Source organism: Brevibacillus migulae (assembly GCF_004521915.1).
Taxonomy (GTDB): domain Bacteria; phylum Bacillota; class Bacilli; order Brevibacillales; family Brevibacillaceae; genus Brevibacillus_F; species Brevibacillus_F migulae.
On the sequence record NZ_SDKD01000010.1, the window covers coordinates 70,073 to 88,712 of the forward strand.

Sequence of the window (18,640 nt, forward strand, 5' to 3'; positions counted from 1 at the left end):
TAGACTGTGAGGGATCGAACGTATGCGAAAAAATACCATCCTCCTTGTCCCGATCTTTTCCCTTGCCTTCGGATTGACTGCTTGTAACAATCAAGCTCAAAATGATCAAACCGCGAATACCCAAGGTGCTGCTCCTCCGATCCATCATCGAAATGTCCATGATGCCGCAATCATTCCCAGCGCGCACGGACCCAAAGTCCTCTCCACGAACCAATACGGAAGCACTTACAGCGGCATGGGAGCAAATACGTTGAGCACGATCGGCAGCTCCAGCATTCATACAGCCGGGATTTCCTCCAATCTGGAATCCGTATTAAAAAACGGAGGAACAGACGGGGTCTCCGTCCTGGTCTTGGACGACACAGTCATTATGGGCGAATCGGACAAGCACCATCGTGACGGAAGCCATTACGATGCCATGCAAAGCAAGTTGCTAACCGGATATTCCGGCACCTCCGCTACGGAGCCCATGAATCCCACGGGCTTTACAGGCACGAACGGCACTTCCGGATCTACCTCACGTGGCTGGAACCAGGTCCAATCCAAGCAGGGCTCGGATGCGATGCACGCCAAAAATGCAACAGGCCTTTCTTCCGTCCAGATGGCAGCACAGGAGGTTCACCGCATTTTTGGTGGAAATGTGCGGGTCTTAACAGTCAACGATCCAAAGGCGCTGGAGGCGATCAATCGCGTCAAATCGAATTTGAAATCCGCCAAAACCCAAAGCAATGTATCTGCAGATATTGCCTACATCATGAAGCAAGCTCGCGAAGTAAACGTGAGGGCCACTACCAATCGATAAGCGAACCGGGCTTCGACAATTCTTTGGCAGTACCTGAGAAGCTCTTCTCTAAAAAAAAGCAACAGAAGCTGGTCGGCCAGCCTCTGTTGCTTTTCATATTTCAATTGTTTCAATCTGCTTATGTGAATTTTTCATTAAATTTATGTAATTTATCAATTAGAAAAATTAAGAAGAGGAATGATAGAATCGAAGTTACATAAAATAATCGGCTTCTCATGTAAAGGTTGTGTATACATTGGCTTTTTCCTGGAAAAGAAATCTCTTCATTGTATGGATCGGTGTGTTTTTTTGCAGCTCGGCCTACTCCATGTCGATACCTTTTTTACCGATTTTCCTGCATACGTCCCTCGGAATTACGGATCATCTCGAAGTATGGTCGGGCGTATCGTTTGGAATCACTTTTCTGGCTAGCGCTTTGATCTCGCCGTACTGGGGTTCCCTCGCTGACAAGTATGGCCGAAAACCGATGCTCATCCGTTCTGGTTATAGTCTGGCGGCCTTGTACTTTCTGAATTACTTGGTGACGGACCCATATCTGTTTATTGTGCTCCGAATTTTTCAGGGGTTGCTCGCCGGTTTTGTCCCTGCTTCCATTGCTTTGGTTGCGACCAACACGCCGGAAAAGCATGTCGGCTATGCGCTGGGAATCATGGCGACAGCGGGTGCCACGGGTGGCATCGTCGGTCCGTTGATTGGGGGCGTGGTTAGCCATTTGTGGGGAAACAGGGAGGCTTTTCTCTTTTCCTCCGGCGTCGTGCTGATCGCTGCGCTAATCGCTACCTTTTTCGTGAAAGAGCTGAATACCAATCGAACCGGAAGCAAATCCAGTGTGCGTGCAGACCTGCGTACCGCTTTTGCCAATCGGCAATTAATGCAGCTTTTGTCTCTAGCTATGCTGGCCACCATGTCCGTCATGCTGCTGGAACCTCTCTTGACCGTCTATGTCTTGCAATTGGGCGCTTCCCAACAGGACGCTTCCTTAAGCTCGGGGATCATTTTTTCCGCAGTGGGAATCGCGACTGTGATCGCTGCTCCACGCTGGGGGAAACTTGGCGGTAAAATCGGATACTCGAAAATCCTGTTCTTGGGTCTGTTGGGCGGTGGAATCGGGAATCTTCTGCAGTACTTTTTTACCAATCTGTATGGCTTCGGCATTCTTCGCTTTTTCTACGGCTTGTTCTTTGCAGCGGTCTACCCATCGATCAATGCGATGATCGTCAAAGTCACCGACCCTGATTTCCGTGGTCGGGCATTCAGTCTCAATCAGTCTGCTACCCAGCTTGCGACGATGCTTGGGCCAGTTATCGGCGGTCTGCTTGGCAGCCAAATCCCCATCCGCGTCGTATTCATCATCAATGGTGTGGCTTTGCTGATCGTCGCATTGCTCATGAAGTTCCATAAAACACAGGAAAGCGCAGTTGCCCAAAAGGAGCAAATCGCAGAGGCCAGGTAAGCAGATACCTGGCCCTTTTCGTTCGCTTACTTGCCAGTCTCCACAAGCTTTTCATGATGGGTCGAATACATCGCCATCGGCTGCGCATCGGGATCGAGATACCGTTTGGCACTGTTTAGCGCAATCGGGCCCTCTGTAAAGCCTCCTGCGATGAGTTTCAATTTGTTGGGGTGGGTCGTCGCATCTCCTGCTGCAAAAATACCAGGAATATTCGTTTCCATCGCGCCATTGACGACAAAGCGTTCGTCCTCGATTTCGAGACCCCACCCGTTGATCCCGCCAAAATCGCCGCGAATGCCGTGATTTACAACCACTTCATCCGCCTCGAGAGAATGGCATTCCTTTGTCTCCAGATGCTGAATGGAAATGCGGGAAATTCGCTTCCCGTCCCCATGCAATTCAACCATGCTGTATGGCGTAAACAGCTGCGCCTTTTCCCTCATTTCAGCAACATGTCGTTCATGACCGGCAAAATCATCCCTGCGATGGACCACGGTGACGCTTTTCGCAATCGGAAGCAGCTCATTCGCCCAGTCCACAGCGGAATTGCCACCTCCCGAGATGACCACACGCTTTCCTGCAAATCGGGCAAGCTCATCTACGGAATAATGCAGATTCGTTTTTTCATACATATCCGCGCCGTCGAGATCCAGCTTGATGGGTTTGAAGATACCGGATCCGACCGTCAGGATAATCGTTTTCGTATGGTGGGTTTCACCGGTTGCACTCGTCAACAGAAATGTGCCGTCCTCAAGCCTTTGTAACCCCGTGATGAGCTGACCAGTTACAACGGTTGGCTGAAAGGTCATGGCTTGCTGAATGAGCTGTTTCACTAAATTTGCTCCCGTGATGCCCGGGATCCCGCCAATGTCCCGTATCGTTTTCTCTGGATAGAACATGGTGATTTTCCCGCCGAGCTCGGTATTGTTGTCGATCAGCTTGGTTTTCAGGTCTCGCATACCGCTGTAAAAGGTTGTGAACAACCCCACAGGTCCCGCTCCGATAATCGTGACATCATATAAATCATCGTGATTCATCCGCATTCTCTCCCTCTTACACACTATTTTTTGACCATCAAATACAAGAAGTACGGGGCACCGATCACCGCCACGATCAAGCCTGCAGGTATACCGCTGGGGTCTAACAGGACTCGACCGATCGTATCGGCCACCAACAGCAAAACCGCTCCGATCATGGCAGCCAGCGGCACAAAATGCTGATGCCGCGGACCGGTAAGGCTTCTGGCGAGATGGGGTGCGATCAGTCCGACGAACGCAATTCCACCGCTGACCGATACACATACCGCCGCCAGCGCAACCGCGATGAAGAGCAAGAGGATCCGCTCCCTTGTCACGTGTACCCCGAGTCCGATCGAGACATGTTCGTGTACATTCAGGATGTTCAAGATATTCGCTTTTCGCAGGACAATCGGGAGAAATAGCAGCATCCATGGGAGCAAAGCAAGCACAAACACCCAGTCATCTCCCCATATCTTTCCGGCCATCCATGTGGCAAAAAAGTCATACTCCTCGCGCTCCAGACTGGTGGACAGCGTCAGGATGGCTCCCGAAATAGCAGCTGCCAATCCGATCCCGACCAAAACGAGCTTGGTCGGATTAACTCCTTCCCCTCTTTTATAGGAAAAGAGATAGATCAGACCACCAGTAAGAATCCCTCCCAGCAAGGCAAACAAAGGCAATATGTAAAGAAAGCTCGATGATTCATTCGTGAAAAACATGACATAGACGACAACCATGAGGCCGGCGCCCGCATTGATTCCTAAGATCCCCGGGTCTGCCAGTGGATTTCTCGTCACGCTCTGCAGAATCGATCCGGAAATCGCTAATCCCATTCCAGCCAGCATGGCGACGAGTATCCGCGGAAGTCTGAACTCAAAGAGCAGCAAATGTTCACGGGCGGTTCCTTGGCCGAGTATCACACGCCCTAGTTGTGTGAGCGAAAGAGAAGCTTGACCCGTTGCAACGCTTATGACAAAAGCGGTTAGCAAAACCAGCAGCGCGATTACAAACGTCACTTGCACCCGGCGTTGTTGTACCAGCTGAATCATTTCATTTTTCCCCCTCCCTTTCTCGCAAAATAGAGAAAGAATGGCACACCCAGCATCGCAAAGATGGCTCCCGTCGGAGTTTCAAACGGCGGATTGATCAACCGTGCAACCGTATCTGCCAGGACCATCAATACACTTCCGAAGATCGCCGAGCATGGGATGATCCAGCGATAGTCTGTACCCACAAAAAAACGGACCATATGCGGGACAAGCAATCCAATAAACGCGATCGAGCCCACCAGCGATACGGCGGTTCCCGCGAGGATCAATACGATGATCATGAGGATCGTTTTGATGGCAAACGTCCGCTGCCCCAGTCCGACCGCCACCTCTTCTCCAAAGCTGAGTATCGTCAAAGATCTGGAAAGCCAAAAAGCTGCAATCACGCCAAGCGCCACTACCGGTATCACAACGGAAAGCTGCGGCCAAGTGGTTCCCGAGACACCTCCAGCAGTCCAAAAAGCCAGATTTTGTGCTAGGTTAAAATACAGCGCAATGCCTTGACCAAGAGCAACCAACAAAGCGGATACCGCTGCTCCGGCCAATGTGAGCCGCAAAGGTGACATGCCTCCCCGGCTCATCGCCCCCAATCCAAATACCAATCCAGCACCGATGCCGGCACCGAGAAAGGATATCAGCACCATCGTGACATAAGCGGCGTCTGGCAGAAAAGCGTATACACATGCCAATGCCAGCACTGCACCCGCATTGAGCCCAAGCAAAGACGGATCGGCAAGCGGGTTTCTTGTCATCCCTTGCATGATCGCCCCGCTGACAGCAAAAGCCGCTCCGACGAATGCAGCTCCCAACTCTCTCGGCAACCGGATCCCTACGATGATTTGGTCTGCTTCTCTGGCTGCATCATAGGAAAAAATGGAGCGCCACACATGGAGAAATTGAATGTCGGCAGCCCCCGCGGAAACCGCCAGCACGATGCTGGCCATGAGCGCCAAGATGCCCACCGACAGGCTGATGGCACCGACTGCCGGCCTGGAAAAGCTTTTTATTTCTGTTGTTTGATTCGTTTTGGTCATTGTCATCGTTACTACCCTTCTTTTCTGACCTTTCCCATCAATTACGCTTTTTCGTCAGTTCGTTCACGATGAACGCCAGTTCTTTTTCCAGAGAAATCGGGTCGTTAAAGCTGAATGAGTCGGAATCAAAGCGGATGACTCGATTGTTTTGGACGGCGGGCAGCCTTTTCCACATATCCGTTTCCATAAACGAGTTGTTCGTGGACGATCCCTCTCCGACAAACAAATAGTCTCCCGCGTATTGCGGAATGACTTCCGCCGAGATGGCTTTATAACCCGGGCCAAAAACGTCTTGCTTCACTTTTTCGGGAGCCTTCAGACCGAGTGCCTGATAGATGACCTCTGTTCCGCGTCCCCAGTTTTCACCGTACACGTACATGTCTTTTCCGAACGTTTCGAATACCATCACAGTGGCATTATCACCGATCGTCTCTTTCACCTTCTTGCTTTCGCCCTTCACTTTTTCCTTCCATTGGTCCACCCACTGCCGTGCCTCTTTTTCTTTCCCCACGATTTTTCCGATCTCGATATGCTGATCCAGATAGCCGTATTTTTCGTACGAAAGCGCTACTGTAGGTGCAATTTCTGCATATTTCTTGACATTCTTGTCTTGAGCAAAGGTGATAATCAGGTCGGGTTCAAGCGTCAACAGCTTCTCGATGGAATCCTCCGTCACAACCTCTACCTGGTCCAGTTTGCCCTCATAAAATTTGTTCATTTTCGGCCATTGGTTGACTGCAATCGGCGTAATGCCCAGGGCGAGCAAATTGCCGGCGTAAGACGAAGCCATCATGGCGATGCGCTGTGGATGCGCGGGCAATTCGATATCGCCATGTTCCGAATGATAGATTCTTGTGTTGGCCGATGCATCCGATTGTTTTTCAGGTGGTGTATTTGTATTTCCACCGTTCGCGCCGCCGCATCCTGTCAGCAGACCGAAAAGCAGCGTGGCGATCAACCCGATTTGGATCCATTTTCTCTGTGTATTCATATCTCCCATCCTCACTTCTCGCTGATAATAAAAGTCATTCTCAACAATAACTAAAAAAAGAAAACCTTCCACGTCGCCTATAATGCTACATCCTCTACCCTGGACTGCTTATGTACCAAATCATAGGTAAGGCAAATCGGCTTTTTCGTCCGAGGGTCAATCCCAATCTCGACGTCGATGTGAAAAACCATCCGCAGCACATCGGGGGTCATAACCTCGTAAGGCGTCCCTTCCTTGACGATCTTGCCATCTTTCATCGCAACGATGTAGTGAGCAAAACGAGCAGCATGATTCAGATCATGGATGACCATGACGATCGTACGGTGCTCAGCCACATTCAGTTCCTTCAACAGCTCCAGCACTTCCAACTGATGAGACAAATCCAGATAGGTAGTCGGCTCATCCAGCAGTATGAACTCCGTTTCCTGAGCGAGAGCCATCGCGATCCACACCCGCTGTCTCTGCCCTCCTGAAAGAGCGTCGACGGCTTTGTCACGGAAAGCGGAAATGCCTGTTACCTCCAGTGCCCATTCGATCACGTCCCGATCATCGGCCGTCAGCTTTCCCAGCCCTTTCTGGTATGGAAATCTCCCGTACGAAACAAGCTCTGCAACCGTTAGACCCTCAGGCGCATCAGGAGACTGAGGCAGAATCGCCATTTTTTGCGCGATTTTTTTGGTGCCTTCTTTGCTGATTTCCTTTCCATCCAAAAAAACGGCCCCTGATTTGGCGGGCAGGATCCGCGACATGGTCTTCAAAACAGTGGATTTCCCACAGCCATTCGGACCAATGATGCACGTAATTTTTCCATCCGGGATATGCAGATTCAGGTTCGATACAATATCCTGCTGCCCGTACGATATTTTTAATTGATCCGTATATAGTCTCGACACGGTTCTCTCCTCCTTTACAATCCTCTTCCCTACCGAAACGGTATGGTGTCAGCTGTCCTCGCAGCGCCTTTACATTGGGAATGATTATCAACATCATTTGTTAGTGTAATGATTTTCATTTTTGGTGTCAATGTTTTCCTTGTTCTACGCTTCCTTTCATTCCGGAATGTTCTTCTCCCGCTCTGATTAGAAGCGGAACAATCTTGGCAAGAATGTACAGTAATCACCCACGGACCCGGAAAGGAGGACAACTTCATGAAACGTTTGCAAATGAGCGAGGAAGAATACGCCCTGCTCATGGAAAAGGTGTATAAGATTCTTTCCCGCACCGAGCAGTTGGACCATGTCACGCACCATTGGATGTGGGAAGTCTGGCGTACCCTGCATTTTAGCTTGGACTCACCTTCTCAGCAAATTGGCAAATAGTTGTCCTCTTGTCTCCCTTGTTCTTGTGGGAGACATTGTTTTTTATAGCGCTGCAGTTCAGGAAAAGATTGGTCATGACAGAGGCTCCCATTTTTGATATCTTTATATCAAGTGATAATCATTATCAACAAATCGATCTGAGGACACGACATCATGGAAAAGATCAGCTTTTGCCGGAAAAATGCAGGTTACACAAAACCGCTTTACAAGTTCTTGCAAACTCATTTGAAAGGGATCAAAATCAAACGGAAGGATTGTCTCGGTGCGTGCGGGGCATGCCAGAAGAAGCCTTTTGCGCGGGTTGATGGCGAGGTTGTCAAGTGTAAAACCGCCGATGAGCTTTATCAAGAAATTCAGAAACACCTTGCGAAAGAATGGAAGCATTTTCGAAAAAAATGAAAAGCCGCAGCCGCGGCCAAAAAATGGAAATGAAGCCTCTGGACTACCGCTTTTTGATCGTTTGTCATTTTCTCGGCTTTTGCGAACCCTTACTGCAAACGATGCAGCGCATGTAGCGCTTCCTGTATATCCTCTAGAAAGAAAACTTGCTTGCCTTTATTGCATTCATAGATAAAATCTTTCAGGCTTTTGCTGTCGTAGCTATCAAATTTGCCGACAATCGCTACTTTCATTTGGTAGTTCACAAATTTCTGCAAGATGTCACCTGCCAATTTGGTTTTTAACTCGAAGAACTCCTCCGTTAGATTCGATTGGCCGATGATGATTTTGTTACTTTCATAGCTATACGAAACAGTAGCGATCAAATCCAATGCGTCTTGAACGTCACGGATGATTACGTCAGGACTCTCGATAATCGCTACCCGAGAATCCCCCTTTTGGTCGACTGTGATTGTCATCTTTCCCCCTCCTTATTTTTGAAATTTTCGAATCAATTAGGGCACTCCTTTTTTGCAGAAGAGTGGCCATGCTATCTCACTTACACGATCGTCCATGTGACTAGCATAAAAAACGCTCATCCTGATGATACGATCGGATCATTCCTCGTTACACTCCGAGTACTTCTCGAATCATCTCCGCTACAATGCATCTCCCTGAAACGAAAGTATTCTGTCTCGGGCGAAATCGGAAGGATAATCTGCTGCCCATACAAATGAGCGCCCTAATATCAGGCTTTGCATGGGCTGGTTCGCATTCCGGCAAATTGAATTGCCAATTCGATCGACCACCTTTCGCCATCCATTATATAGGAGAAAATCCTTTTGCTGCAAACCAACATCGGTGTTCGCTCATCCATACGCGGGTAATCATTCTTCTATTTGAAAATGGTCTTCACAAAGTGAAATGGCTGAACCAGACCCAAGTGCAGCCAAGCTGTTGATTGTCTTCTACAAGCAGAATGTTAACCCTGTTTCAACACCAAGCATAGATGATTCGCTTACGATACATGTAACCGGAAAAATACGATGAAAAGATCAAAAAATCCCCCCTTTTTAGCAAAAGGCTGAAAAGGAGGGTTTGTTGAATCACAATGGTTTAGTTTAAGGACAGCATGGCAGCCATATCCTCTTGCGCATCGCCTATCAGTTTCAGCCCAAATTTCTCAACCAGTACGTTCATGACCCCTTCGTTAATGAATTCCGGTGCCTTTGGACCGATCCGGATGTCTTGAATACCCAGGCTGAACAACCCGAGCAGAATCGCGACAGCCTTTTGCTCGAACCACGACAGCACGATGCTTACAGGAAGTTCATTGACACTGCAGCCAAAAGCATCAGCGAGCGCCAGCGCTATTTTGACTGTGGAGCCAGAGTTGTTGCACTGGCCCAGATCGATGTATCGTGGGATATTGGTGCCCGCTACTGTACCATAGTCCACATCATTGAAGCGGAACTTCCCACAGGAGGTCGTCAAGATGACCGTGTCGTTAGGCAGCGATGTCGCGAGTTCACGATAATACTCTCCGCCTTTACCCGGGGCATCACAGCCTGCAATGACAAAGAACCGCTTAATGAGTTCATCTTTCACTGCTTGAATGATTTCCGGCGCAAGTCCAATGACGGTTTCGTGATGGTAGCCTGTGGTCAGCACCTGTTCGGAGTCGATATTTGCCTCAGGCAGCTCGAGCGCGCGCTGGATCAGCGGGGAGAAATCCTCGCCGTCGATTTTCGTGACATTCTCAAGCCCCGCCACCTCGTAGGAGAAGAAGCGATCGGCATACGTTCCCTTGATGGGCATCACGCAGTTCGTCGTAGCCAGAATGGCCCCTGGAAACTCCTCAAACAATCGGCGTTGGTCATACCAGGCCTTCCCGATGTTCCCTTTCAAGTGTGAATATTGCTTCAGCTTTGGATATCCATGGGCTGGCAGCATTTCGGAGTGGGTATAAATATTGATGCCTTTTCCCTCCGTCTGCTTCAGCAGTTCTTCGAGCGCATACAGGTTGTGCCCCGTCACGACGATGCATTTGCCCTCGATTTTATTCTGCGGAACCGTCACCGGCTGCGGAATCCCGAAGTGTGTCGTATGCGCGCGATCAAGCACGTCCATGATCCGTACGGCGGCGTTTCCGACCTTCATCGCCATGTCCAAGTGCTCTTGGAGATTGAAATTGGAGTTGGTCAATGTCAGATAAAGGGCTTCGTGCGTTATTTTGTCTACTTCAGGGTCCGAGTAGCCAAGCTGTCTCGCGTGGGTCGCATAAGCGGCAATTCCCTTCAGTGCAAAAATGATGGTATCCTGCAGACTTGCAATCGTCTCATCTTTCCCGCATACCCCGATAACCTTGCAGCCACCGGTTGGCGTTTGTTCACATTGGTAACAAAACATGTTCCATCCCCCATTCACTGTTTTGCTGATGTTATCTTATGTCGTTCAGCTTAACAGAAGCGAAGGACCGCGAATGTGACATTGGTCACATACTTTTTGTCCAACTGGCGACATTAAGGACGGTACTAGGCAAATCCGGATTAAATGGCAACTAATAAGCGAATAGTAAAGAAGATGGACCTCGGCCAAACTGAGAGCTCCGGCTGAATGAGGAAGTGTGATGAATGCGACCTAGTCATTGTTCAAGTTGAGGTGGATGGGCATGAACAACAACAGCAACAACGAAGAAAGCAACGAAAAGGAACTAGCCTTCTTACAGAAAGAATTTGGGATCGTGAACCCTTCTCCCAATCAGTTGAAGCAGCAGTTGAAGGAACTTGCCTCCAAAAAGGTGATCTCGAAGTACACGATAAAAAGCGACAAGGGCTAATTCCCTGTCGCTTTTATTGTTTATGTACCCCGATACGCCTTTTCATGAAATCTTGTAATGCTGCGAAACAAAATCTTCCCCTCTTCTGGCAACGGATCCAGTTCATCGAAATGAAAGTACATCGCTTGATAAGGTTCGGGCACCCAGATGTATGAATGGACATAGTCGGTGAGATGGAAGCCGTTCGCTTCCCAAAAGTGGATGCGCTTGCGATTTTCCTCTGTAGGATCAGCTTCTACTTCTACGATGATCCCTTTGCATTCTGTATGGAAACGCGCCCATTCTTTGATATGATCCAGCAATCGTCGGCCGTTTCCGCTGCCGCGTGCTTCTTTGCGCACGGCCAGATAATCGATGATCAAGGCTCCTGCCTTCTTGTCGATTCCGGTCAAAGCCATTCCGATGATTTCTGAGCCTTTGGCGATGGTATGTAATTGGCACATGTGTTTTTCAAACATGCGCTGTATAATCGTGCGGCTTTTCTTTCCTTCTAGCGGAAAAGCTTCCTCATAGATCTTCTCCACTTCCCCCCAGAGTGCTTCGTCCCACTCCTCGATGATGTCGTACTTCCAATCATTCACTGATCATCGCCGCTTTCGTTTGCAATTCCTTATCTATATTGGCACGTGCTCTTTCTTCTTATAACTCTTTGTCTGCTGGATGATACCGTTTCCCCTTCAACATTGTCTCTTTTTCGGATATCATAAATTTGTTGTTCTCCGATTTATCGTGAATCCATTGAGAGGTGAAACAATGAACCAAACCTGCTCAATCTGTAAGGAAACACTCGATCATCTGCTAAAATGCAGCTGCACTCGATCTCATTCTGTCCGGCATGCTTCCGGGCAAAAGGGTTGTCCTAAATGCGGAGGCACCTCCGCTTCCACTGCTGCCGTCTCGACCACCGGCGGTCTGCTTTCCCGCATGATGGATGTGCAAAACCATAGCTTTGTTGCGGTGAGCTGCGATCGCTGCGGATATACGGAATTTTATAAAAGCAATGGATCCCCATTCACAAACCTCATTGATTTGTTTTTCAGCTGAGGAGCATCGCATCAGCCAGCAATTCGTAGGAGTGCAGCCTTTTCTCATAGTCCGGGATGTTCGATACGATCATGCATTCATCCATGCGGTATTTCCGCTGAAGCTGCAGCAGCTGCTCTTTCACCTGTTTCCTGTCGCCTACAATCATTTTCTTTCTCTGATCGCTCAGCGCGTCTTTCCCCTCATCGGAAAAATGAATCGATCGCATGCTCATTTCCGCAAGCTCGGCAGCTTCTTCTGACGTGTCCGCGCAGATCACACCGACCGCCGCGATTGTTTTCGGAGCAGGACATCGGACAGTACGCTGAAAATCCTGTACATATCTCGCAAAAATTTCTTCCCCGTCCTGATCGCTCATGAAATGGCCAAAAACGTATCCAGCGCCAAACTGGGCTGCATACTGCGCACTTTTCAAATTGGTTCCCAAAAGCCATAGCTCTGGCGGCTCATCCGGTACAGGCCGGGCGCTAACACGCTGGCCCTCCACTTCATAATCATCGGCTAACAGCGCGTTCAACTCACTTAGCAATTCCGGCATCTGGCGCACTTTTTCCAGATACGCGCCGCTTAGCGCAAGTGAAGCATGAGCGGACCCGCCGGGAGCGCGGCCAATCCCGAGATCGATTCGCCCTGGAAACATGGTGGCCAATAGATGAAACACTTCTGCTACCTTGTAGGGCTTGTAGTATGGCAGCAGTACGGCCCCTGAACCGATGCGTATCGATTTCGTCCGGGCTCCCAAATAGGCAAGTAATACTTCGGGAGAGGATGACGCTACATGCGGCATATCATGATGCTCCGCAACCCAAAAACGCGTGTACCCCATGCGCTCTGCTGACTGTGCCAGTCTGACGGTTTGCATGAGAGCTTCCTGCGCGTTGACCCCGTCATAGATCGGGGAAAGATCCAGTACGCTCAGTTTCATCCGATCCATCATTCTCCGCTGCCTTCTTGTACTTCTCGTGCAATGTGGTTGGCAATCAATTTGCCATGGTGCCGGCCGTTTTCGATAAAAATCGAATTGGCATGGCGATTCCCTGCTGCAATGACCCCTGCAATATAGACATGCGGCACAACCGTCTCCATGGTTTCCGGATCATAATGAGGCACCTCAGTCTCGGGATCCGTCGTCACACCGAACGTGTTCAGCAGCGTCCGATCTGGCCGATAGCCGATCAAAGACAGGACAAAATCGTTTTCAAAGTCGATCACGTCATCAGGGGTTTGCACGCGGATAAAGCGTTCATGGATTTCCGTCACGACGGAGGAAAACAGCACACGGATGCGCCCTTTATTCATCATGCTTTCAAAAATCGGCCTCGTCCACGCTTTGACTCGGCTGGAAATCTCCGCTCCTCTGATGACAACCGTCACCTCGGCGCCTGCCCGTTCCAAATCGAGCGCGGCATCCACCGCGGAGTTATTGCCACCGATAATCGCCACCTTCATCCCGCTGTACGGATGTGCTTCCTGGTAAAACGAAGATACCTTAGGCAAATCCTCTCCGGGTATCCGCAACCGGTTGGGCTGATCGAAATAGCCGGTCGCCACGACTATGCGCTCGCTTTCATACGTATGCTCCTCTTGAAATCGGTCGATGGACCGGATGCGGAAGCCGGCGGCCAGTCGTTCCACGGTCGTCACCGTTTCGTAGCTATGCACGCGCAGCTCGTGCCGATTAGCGACCATGCGGTAATAATGCAGGGCCTCCAGACGAGTCGGTTTTTCATTCGGCGTCGTAAACGGAACCTCCCCGATCTCCAGAAGCTCAGGCGTGCTATGAAAAATCATATAAGTCGGGTATTTGTATATCGAATGAACCAATGGCCCTTTTTCTATGATCAGCGGATCGATTCCCATCTTTTTTAGCTCCACAGCTGCCGACAGACCACAAGGACCTGCTCCGATAATCACCACTTTTTCCATATGGATTGCTCACTCCTACTCTCTCTCTTGCATGATCATAAGTATACCACAGGAAAAAATGACGGATGCGTTTCTTTCTTCGCGGGAAATTCGCTATAATGAAGGGATAAGACTTCATGTGGAGGACCGGACGCCATGTTGCAGAAAGAGCTGAATCAAGAACAAGTCATGCAATTAGGTGAACAAATCCTTCGATCCATGGAGGGTCCTGTTCTCGAGCGAGGTTATGAATATTTCTCCCAAGGTTTGGTATTCAATATACAGGTTAAACCCGGCGGGATCATCACCAGCGCGGTGCAAGGGACACAGGTCTACCAGGTGGAGATCCATATGGAATCTTTCCCCGACAGCTCCTGTACATGTCCCTACCCATCTTACTGCAAGCATATGGGGGCCACTTTTTTTCAAATATACAGCGTGTTCGCCAATCCGAAACATTTTTTGCAGGAAGCACAGCAGCCACGTACGGAAGCCTTTTCTGCTTCCATCCTGTATCCGCAGGGAAAACCTCCCGCACAGGCGCGCTATCAGCACCTGCCCTCTTCTGTCGGCAGCTTGACGGAGCAGAGCACTATCGAGGATTGGTGGCAATTTTTACGGAACTGGACGAGAAATCTGTCCACCGATATGGAAAAGCACCGACTGTATACGGAGCTGCGCAACAATTACGAGCGCGCATTGTCGGCTTCCCGGCTGTGGCCAAAAGACCGGGCACATCTGTTCAGTATTCATGCGATCCTGCACCATCTGCAAAAGTTGGATGAGTACGGACAGCAAATGAAAATCGTGCCGACTTCACCCGCTTCCCAAGAATTCACGCGCACCGTGAATCGATTCATGGAAGAGCTGGAAACGGCGCTGTTTTATCTGGAGAAATCCAACATTTCTTCCGCCGATCTCGATCATACACTGGAGTTATGTACGGAAATCGGGAGCGAATCTTCCGTGGTGAATTGGGTCGCAGTCACCCATGTTCTTTGGTGGTATTTGCTGGACGACCCCGAAAAAGAAGCGGCAGTCGCCAAGGATCTGCTGGAGAAGCTCGCTGAGGCTGGTCTCTCCCCCCAGCAAAAGGCAAAGCTCGAGCTCCTCTATTCGCACTTCGCCATTCGAGCGGGCAAAGACGAGCTGGCGTTATCCATCTGGGAGCAGCAGGACCATCACGCCCTCTTCTCTTTCCTGTTTTACTTGAAAGTCATTGCCCGGCAAGAGGAATGGCAGCGTTTGTTTCTATGGTTTGACCGACTCCCTCTGTTCATCAAACAAATGGATGGACAAGAGTATCGATTGGCAGCCGCGATTTGGCGCCATACCTTGGATATGACGGGCAGATCTGCGGACTGGATTACCTGTCTCAAAGGAATGCTGCCGCGGAGTTTTCCGGAATATGCCGCGTATTTGTTGGAGGATAACCAGTTGAAGCAATGGCTGGATGTGCATTTCTCCATGGGAACTCCTTATCTTGAATTGGCTGAGCACAGCAAGCGCTTGGAAGAAACCGATCCCCATTTGCTGCTTCCGCTGTACGTACGAGAAATCAACCGACTGATCCTTTCACGTTCACGCACTGGCTATCAGGAAGCGGTGAAACTGCTGAAAAAGGTGCGCAGCTGTTATCAGAAATTGGATCAGCAGAGACGCTGGGACGCGTATATTGAGCAACTTGCTGGAAAGCATAGACGTTTGCGCACCTTCCAGGAAGAGCTAAGGAGAGGAAACCTGTTTTCATGAGTGCTGTCGTACAAATCCATCTTATAGGACAAATGCTTGAGGACGGTCACCTTCACCTTACCGGCCGCTCATCGGAACGGGATTCCCCAATTCGTCCGGATGAGTTGGCCAGTATGCTTTTCGCTTGGGATGAGGAATCTTTCTATGGTTCCTTTTTGGAGATGACAGATGAGGAACTGCGGCTCACTCCCATGGAAGCCTTCCGTCTATTTACGGCTCCGCAAAGCCTGTCGCATATTGAGTACATGCTGGATGAACAGATGGAAGCCTGTCGTAATCATGCGTTTGCGATCAAGCAAGCACTGGCATCTGGACAATTCCTACCCGATTTGGATGCTTGGAAAAAAGGCGTGGCGGGCTGGCGACTCACAGGGGAAAAAGGGGACTTGCTGCCTGCCAATGCGCATCTTTGGCTCACTGCTGTGCTGGAGCACTTCACCTCCACTCATTTTGGAGTCTCTTCGGCATGGAGCCATGTACAGAGAGAATTTCCGGCCCTCTATGCCATCGGGGAGGAAATCCCTCCTCTGCTTGATGAGCAGGACTGGCTGCAATCCATTGGACTCTTGCCTGATTCCACTCCTTTCCGGACATGCTTGCAGATCGTAGAGTCTACCTATGATACACAGGAGTGGCATTTGAAGATTTTTCTCCAAGACCGTCAGCAGCCCGAGCAGTTAGTGGAGATTACCTCGCAAGATTCCTGGGACTCGCTGCCTCTCCCGTCTGCTTGGCGCTCATACAAGGATCGTTACTACCGGGATGTGCAAAAGTGTGTTTCGCTGATCCCCTGGTTGGCCGCAGAGGATGGATCGGCCGGTATCCACATCCGCACCCTGTTGAGCAATGAGGAAGCTTGGCGTTTTCTGACAGAAGGCAGCTTACGGCTGGTGCAATCCGGCATCCATGTCTTTTTACCAGCATGGTGGGAACAGGTCCGGAAAGCAAAACCGACGCTGAAAGCCGTTATGAAGAGCTCGCACACCCGAAGCCCGCACACCTATTTCGATGTCTTGCACATCATGGACTTCGAATGGAAGCTCGCGATTGGAACATTGGAGCTAAGCGAAAAGGAATTTCGCTCTTTGCTATCCCAGCAGCAAAAACTCATGCAAATCAACGGACAATGGATTCAAGTCACGCCGGAATTGGTCAGCCAGATCCAAAAAACGTTAAAGCAAACGGCAGGAAGCGGCCATCTGTCTTTCCGGGATGTATTGCATATGTATTTGCTCCCTTCCATGGAGCAGGAAGAACATGCAGATCTTGATCAGGATGAGGAGATGTCACTGTCTGTCGAGGTCGAGCTGGATCAACACCTGCAGCATTTTATCTCACAGCTGCAGGAAATCACCAGCATTCCCTTAATCGAACAGCCGGCAAGCTTTCAGGGAACGCTGCGTAGCTACCAGCTCCAAGGCAGCTCTTGGCTGTGGTTTTTGCGCAGCCTCGGACTCGGCGCCTGTCTGGCAGATGACATGGGCCTTGGAAAGACCATCCAGTTCATTACGTATCTGCTGCATGGAAAGGAAAGAGCAAACCGACATCGCCAAGCTCCCTCTTTGCTGATATGCCCTACTTCCGTCATCGGCAACTGGCAAAAAGAGCTGGAACGGTTCGCCCCTTCCTTGCATGTATATATTCATTATGGAAACACGCGCAAGCATGGACACGAATTCCTTTCTTCCATCCAGGAAGCGGATCTCGTCATCACTTCCTATGCCCTCTCCCATCTGGATGAAGAAGAGCTGTCCTCTCTGACATGGGATACCATCTGTCTGGATGAGGCCCAGCACATCAAAAATGCGCATACGAAGCAGGCTCAATCCATTCGCAGACTGAAAGCAGCTTACCGGATCGCGTTAACCGGCACGCCCATCGAAAACCGCCTGATGGAGCTCTGGTCGATCTTTGAATTTCTCAATCCCGGCTATCTTGGGAGCCAGCATGAATTTTCCCGAAGCTTTGTGGAGCCGATCGAGGGCGAGCAGAAGCCTGAGCTGATTTCCCGCCTTCAACGATTGATTCAGCCCTTTTTGCTGCGGCGTGAAAAAACCGACCCCGCGATTCAATTGGATCTGCCGGAGAAAATCGAGGAAAAGGAATACGTCCGGCTGACAGCGGAACAAGCGGCGTTATACGAATCGACGATCCAGGATATGTTCGACAAGCTTTCAGGAGCTTCCGCGATGGCTCGGCGCGGTCTCATTCTCACCACGCTCACCCGTCTGAAGCAAATATGTGACCACCCTGCCCTGATCCATCGGGAGCGGAATGCCGCTATCGATCTTTCCCGCTCACAAAAGCTGGAACGTCTGCTGGAGCTGGTGGAAGAGATACGCGAAAAAGGAGAACGCTGTCTCATCTTTACGCAATACTTGCAGATGGGCTATTTGATGCAGCGCGTGCTGGAGTCCGCGGGGTACGGTCCTGTTTTCTTCTTGCATGGCGGCACTTCGAAGGACATGCGCGATCAAATGATCCAGCGCTTTCAGGACCCGTCTCTCCCCGAGCAAGAGCGCGCAGGCATCTTTATCTTGTCGCTGCGGGCAGGCGGCATCGGTCTGAATCTGACAGAGGCCAACCACGTGTTCCATATTGATCGCTGGTGGAATCCCGCCGTGGAAAGCCAAGCCACCGACCGCGTCTACCGCATCGGCCAGCAGCGCAATGTCAATGTATATAAGTTCATCACGCTTGGCACGATTGAAGAGCGAATCGACGAGATGATGGAACGAAAGCATCTGTTAAGCAAAAAGATTGTCGGAACGGGCGAAAACTGGATTACCGAATTGTCCGCCAACGAGCTGCATGAATTGTTCATGCTCCGGCACGAATGGTTGGATGGAAAAGGATAGGAAGTGAAGCAGCTTGGAAGAAACACAATCGGAGCAGCAAGAAAACGCAGGCAAGACCTCTGACGCTGCTGTCGGGAACACGGCGCTGCCCGAGGTCTGGCGCAGATTTTATGAGGAAGTGCAAAAAGCAATCCGCGAAAGCGACTGATCGCGATGAAAAAGGTTCGAGAGAGATCTCGAACCTTTTCTAATGTGTG

The 18,640-nt window shown here is 50.1% G+C and carries 19 protein-coding genes; 9 read left to right on the forward strand and 10 right to left on the reverse strand.

Going from position 1 to position 18,640, the window contains the following annotated elements; genetic code table 11:
• Positions 1-22: 22 nt before the first annotated feature.
• Together EIZ37_RS13140 and EIZ37_RS13145 are read left to right on the forward strand one after the other, a co-directional pair.
• Positions 23-802, forward strand: a complete 780-nt coding sequence (locus EIZ37_RS13140) for a hypothetical protein (protein ID WP_134685067.1) — start codon at positions 23-25, stop codon at positions 800-802.
• Between the two features lie 235 nt (positions 803-1,037).
• Positions 1,038-2,255: an MFS transporter gene (locus tag EIZ37_RS13145; protein ID WP_134685068.1), complete on the forward strand. Its 1,218-nt coding sequence runs from the start codon at positions 1,038-1,040 to the stop codon at positions 2,253-2,255.
• 26 nt (positions 2,256-2,281) lie between these two features.
• Here the strand turns inward: EIZ37_RS13145 and EIZ37_RS13150 are convergent, their stop codons facing one another.
• From EIZ37_RS13150 to EIZ37_RS13170, 5 genes are all read right to left on the reverse strand, one after another.
• Positions 2,282-3,292, reverse strand: a complete 1,011-nt coding sequence (locus EIZ37_RS13150; protein ID WP_134685069.1) for an NAD(P)/FAD-dependent oxidoreductase — start codon at positions 3,290-3,292, stop codon at positions 2,282-2,284.
• A 23-nt stretch (positions 3,293-3,315) separates the two neighbouring features.
• A complete protein-coding gene (locus EIZ37_RS13155; RefSeq protein WP_134685070.1) occupies positions 3,316-4,323 on the reverse strand; it encodes a FecCD family ABC transporter permease in 1,008 nt (335 codons plus the stop codon).
• Entirely contained in the window at positions 4,320-5,363 is a 1,044-nt protein-coding gene (locus EIZ37_RS13160; RefSeq protein WP_407921141.1) for a FecCD family ABC transporter permease, read from the reverse strand. Before EIZ37_RS13160 ends, EIZ37_RS13155 begins: the two co-directional genes overlap by 4 nt.
• 31 nt (positions 5,364-5,394) lie before the next feature.
• A complete protein-coding gene (locus EIZ37_RS13165) occupies positions 5,395-6,348 on the reverse strand; it encodes an iron-hydroxamate ABC transporter substrate-binding protein (protein ID WP_134685071.1) in 954 nt (317 codons plus the stop codon).
• A 77-nt stretch (positions 6,349-6,425) separates the two neighbouring features.
• Entirely contained in the window at positions 6,426-7,241 is an 816-nt protein-coding gene (locus EIZ37_RS13170; protein WP_134685072.1) for an ABC transporter ATP-binding protein, read from the reverse strand.
• A gap of 255 nt (positions 7,242-7,496) precedes the next feature.
• Between EIZ37_RS13170 and EIZ37_RS25940 the strand changes: the two genes are divergently transcribed.
• Positions 7,497-7,667: a hypothetical protein gene (locus EIZ37_RS25940; RefSeq protein WP_167568841.1), complete on the forward strand. Its 171-nt coding sequence runs from the start codon at positions 7,497-7,499 to the stop codon at positions 7,665-7,667.
• Positions 7,668-7,820: 153 nt separating this feature from the next.
• On the forward strand, positions 7,821-8,066 hold the full coding sequence (locus EIZ37_RS13175; protein WP_134685073.1) for a DUF1450 domain-containing protein: 246 nt from the start codon (positions 7,821-7,823) through the stop codon (positions 8,064-8,066).
• Positions 8,067-8,155: 89 nt separating this feature from the next.
• Here the strand turns inward: EIZ37_RS13175 and EIZ37_RS13180 are convergent, their stop codons facing one another.
• Both EIZ37_RS13180 and hcp read right to left on the reverse strand, forming a co-directional pair.
• Positions 8,156-8,524, reverse strand: coding sequence for a DUF4180 domain-containing protein (locus EIZ37_RS13180; protein ID WP_134685074.1), 369 nt, complete (start codon positions 8,522-8,524; stop codon positions 8,156-8,158).
• Between the two features lie 637 nt (positions 8,525-9,161).
• The gene (gene hcp / locus EIZ37_RS13185; protein ID WP_134685075.1) at positions 9,162-10,454 is read right to left on the reverse strand and encodes a hydroxylamine reductase; all 1,293 of its coding nucleotides are present in this window, start codon (positions 10,452-10,454) and stop codon (positions 9,162-9,164) included.
• A 262-nt stretch (positions 10,455-10,716) separates the two neighbouring features.
• Here hcp and EIZ37_RS25945 point away from each other — a divergent pair, with 262 nt between their 5' ends.
• Positions 10,717-10,884, forward strand: coding sequence for a hypothetical protein (locus tag EIZ37_RS25945; RefSeq protein WP_167568843.1), 168 nt, complete (start codon positions 10,717-10,719; stop codon positions 10,882-10,884).
• Positions 10,885-10,904: 20 nt separating this feature from the next.
• On the opposite strand, the gene EIZ37_RS13190 is transcribed toward EIZ37_RS25945, so the two are convergent.
• Positions 10,905-11,465 carry a GNAT family N-acetyltransferase gene (locus tag EIZ37_RS13190; protein WP_134685076.1) on the reverse strand — a complete coding sequence of 187 codons (561 nt, stop codon included), beginning with the start codon at positions 11,463-11,465 and terminating at the stop codon, positions 10,905-10,907.
• A gap of 172 nt (positions 11,466-11,637) precedes the next feature.
• Here EIZ37_RS13190 and EIZ37_RS13195 point away from each other — a divergent pair, with 172 nt between their 5' ends.
• Entirely contained in the window at positions 11,638-11,928 is a 291-nt protein-coding gene (locus EIZ37_RS13195) for a zinc ribbon domain-containing protein (protein WP_134685077.1), read from the forward strand.
• Here the strand turns inward: EIZ37_RS13195 and EIZ37_RS13200 are convergent.
• Together EIZ37_RS13200 and EIZ37_RS13205 are read right to left on the reverse strand one after the other, a co-directional pair.
• Positions 11,921-12,865, reverse strand: a complete 945-nt coding sequence (locus tag EIZ37_RS13200) for an LLM class flavin-dependent oxidoreductase (RefSeq protein ID WP_328591361.1) — start codon at positions 12,863-12,865, stop codon at positions 11,921-11,923. The genes EIZ37_RS13195 and EIZ37_RS13200 overlap by 8 nt on opposite strands.
• A complete protein-coding gene (locus EIZ37_RS13205; protein ID WP_134685078.1) occupies positions 12,862-13,854 on the reverse strand; it encodes a YpdA family putative bacillithiol disulfide reductase in 993 nt (330 codons plus the stop codon). Before EIZ37_RS13205 ends, EIZ37_RS13200 begins: the two co-directional genes overlap by 4 nt.
• Positions 13,855-13,989: 135 nt before the next feature.
• Here EIZ37_RS13205 and EIZ37_RS13210 point away from each other — a divergent pair, with 135 nt between their 5' ends.
• The 3 genes from EIZ37_RS13210 to EIZ37_RS26555 are packed head-to-tail and all read left to right on the forward strand — an operon-like array spanning position 13,990 to position 18,591.
• Positions 13,990-15,585: an SWIM zinc finger family protein gene (locus EIZ37_RS13210; protein ID WP_134685079.1), complete on the forward strand. Its 1,596-nt coding sequence runs from the start codon at positions 13,990-13,992 to the stop codon at positions 15,583-15,585.
• Positions 15,582-18,443: a DEAD/DEAH box helicase gene (locus tag EIZ37_RS13215; RefSeq protein WP_134685080.1), complete on the forward strand. Its 2,862-nt coding sequence runs from the start codon at positions 15,582-15,584 to the stop codon at positions 18,441-18,443. Before EIZ37_RS13210 ends, EIZ37_RS13215 begins: the two co-directional genes overlap by 4 nt.
• A gap of 13 nt (positions 18,444-18,456) precedes the next feature.
• Positions 18,457-18,591 (forward strand): hypothetical protein, encoded by a 135-nt coding sequence (locus EIZ37_RS26555; RefSeq protein WP_268898748.1) that lies wholly within the window; start codon positions 18,457-18,459, stop codon positions 18,589-18,591.
• The last annotated feature ends 49 nt before the right edge of the window (positions 18,592-18,640 follow it).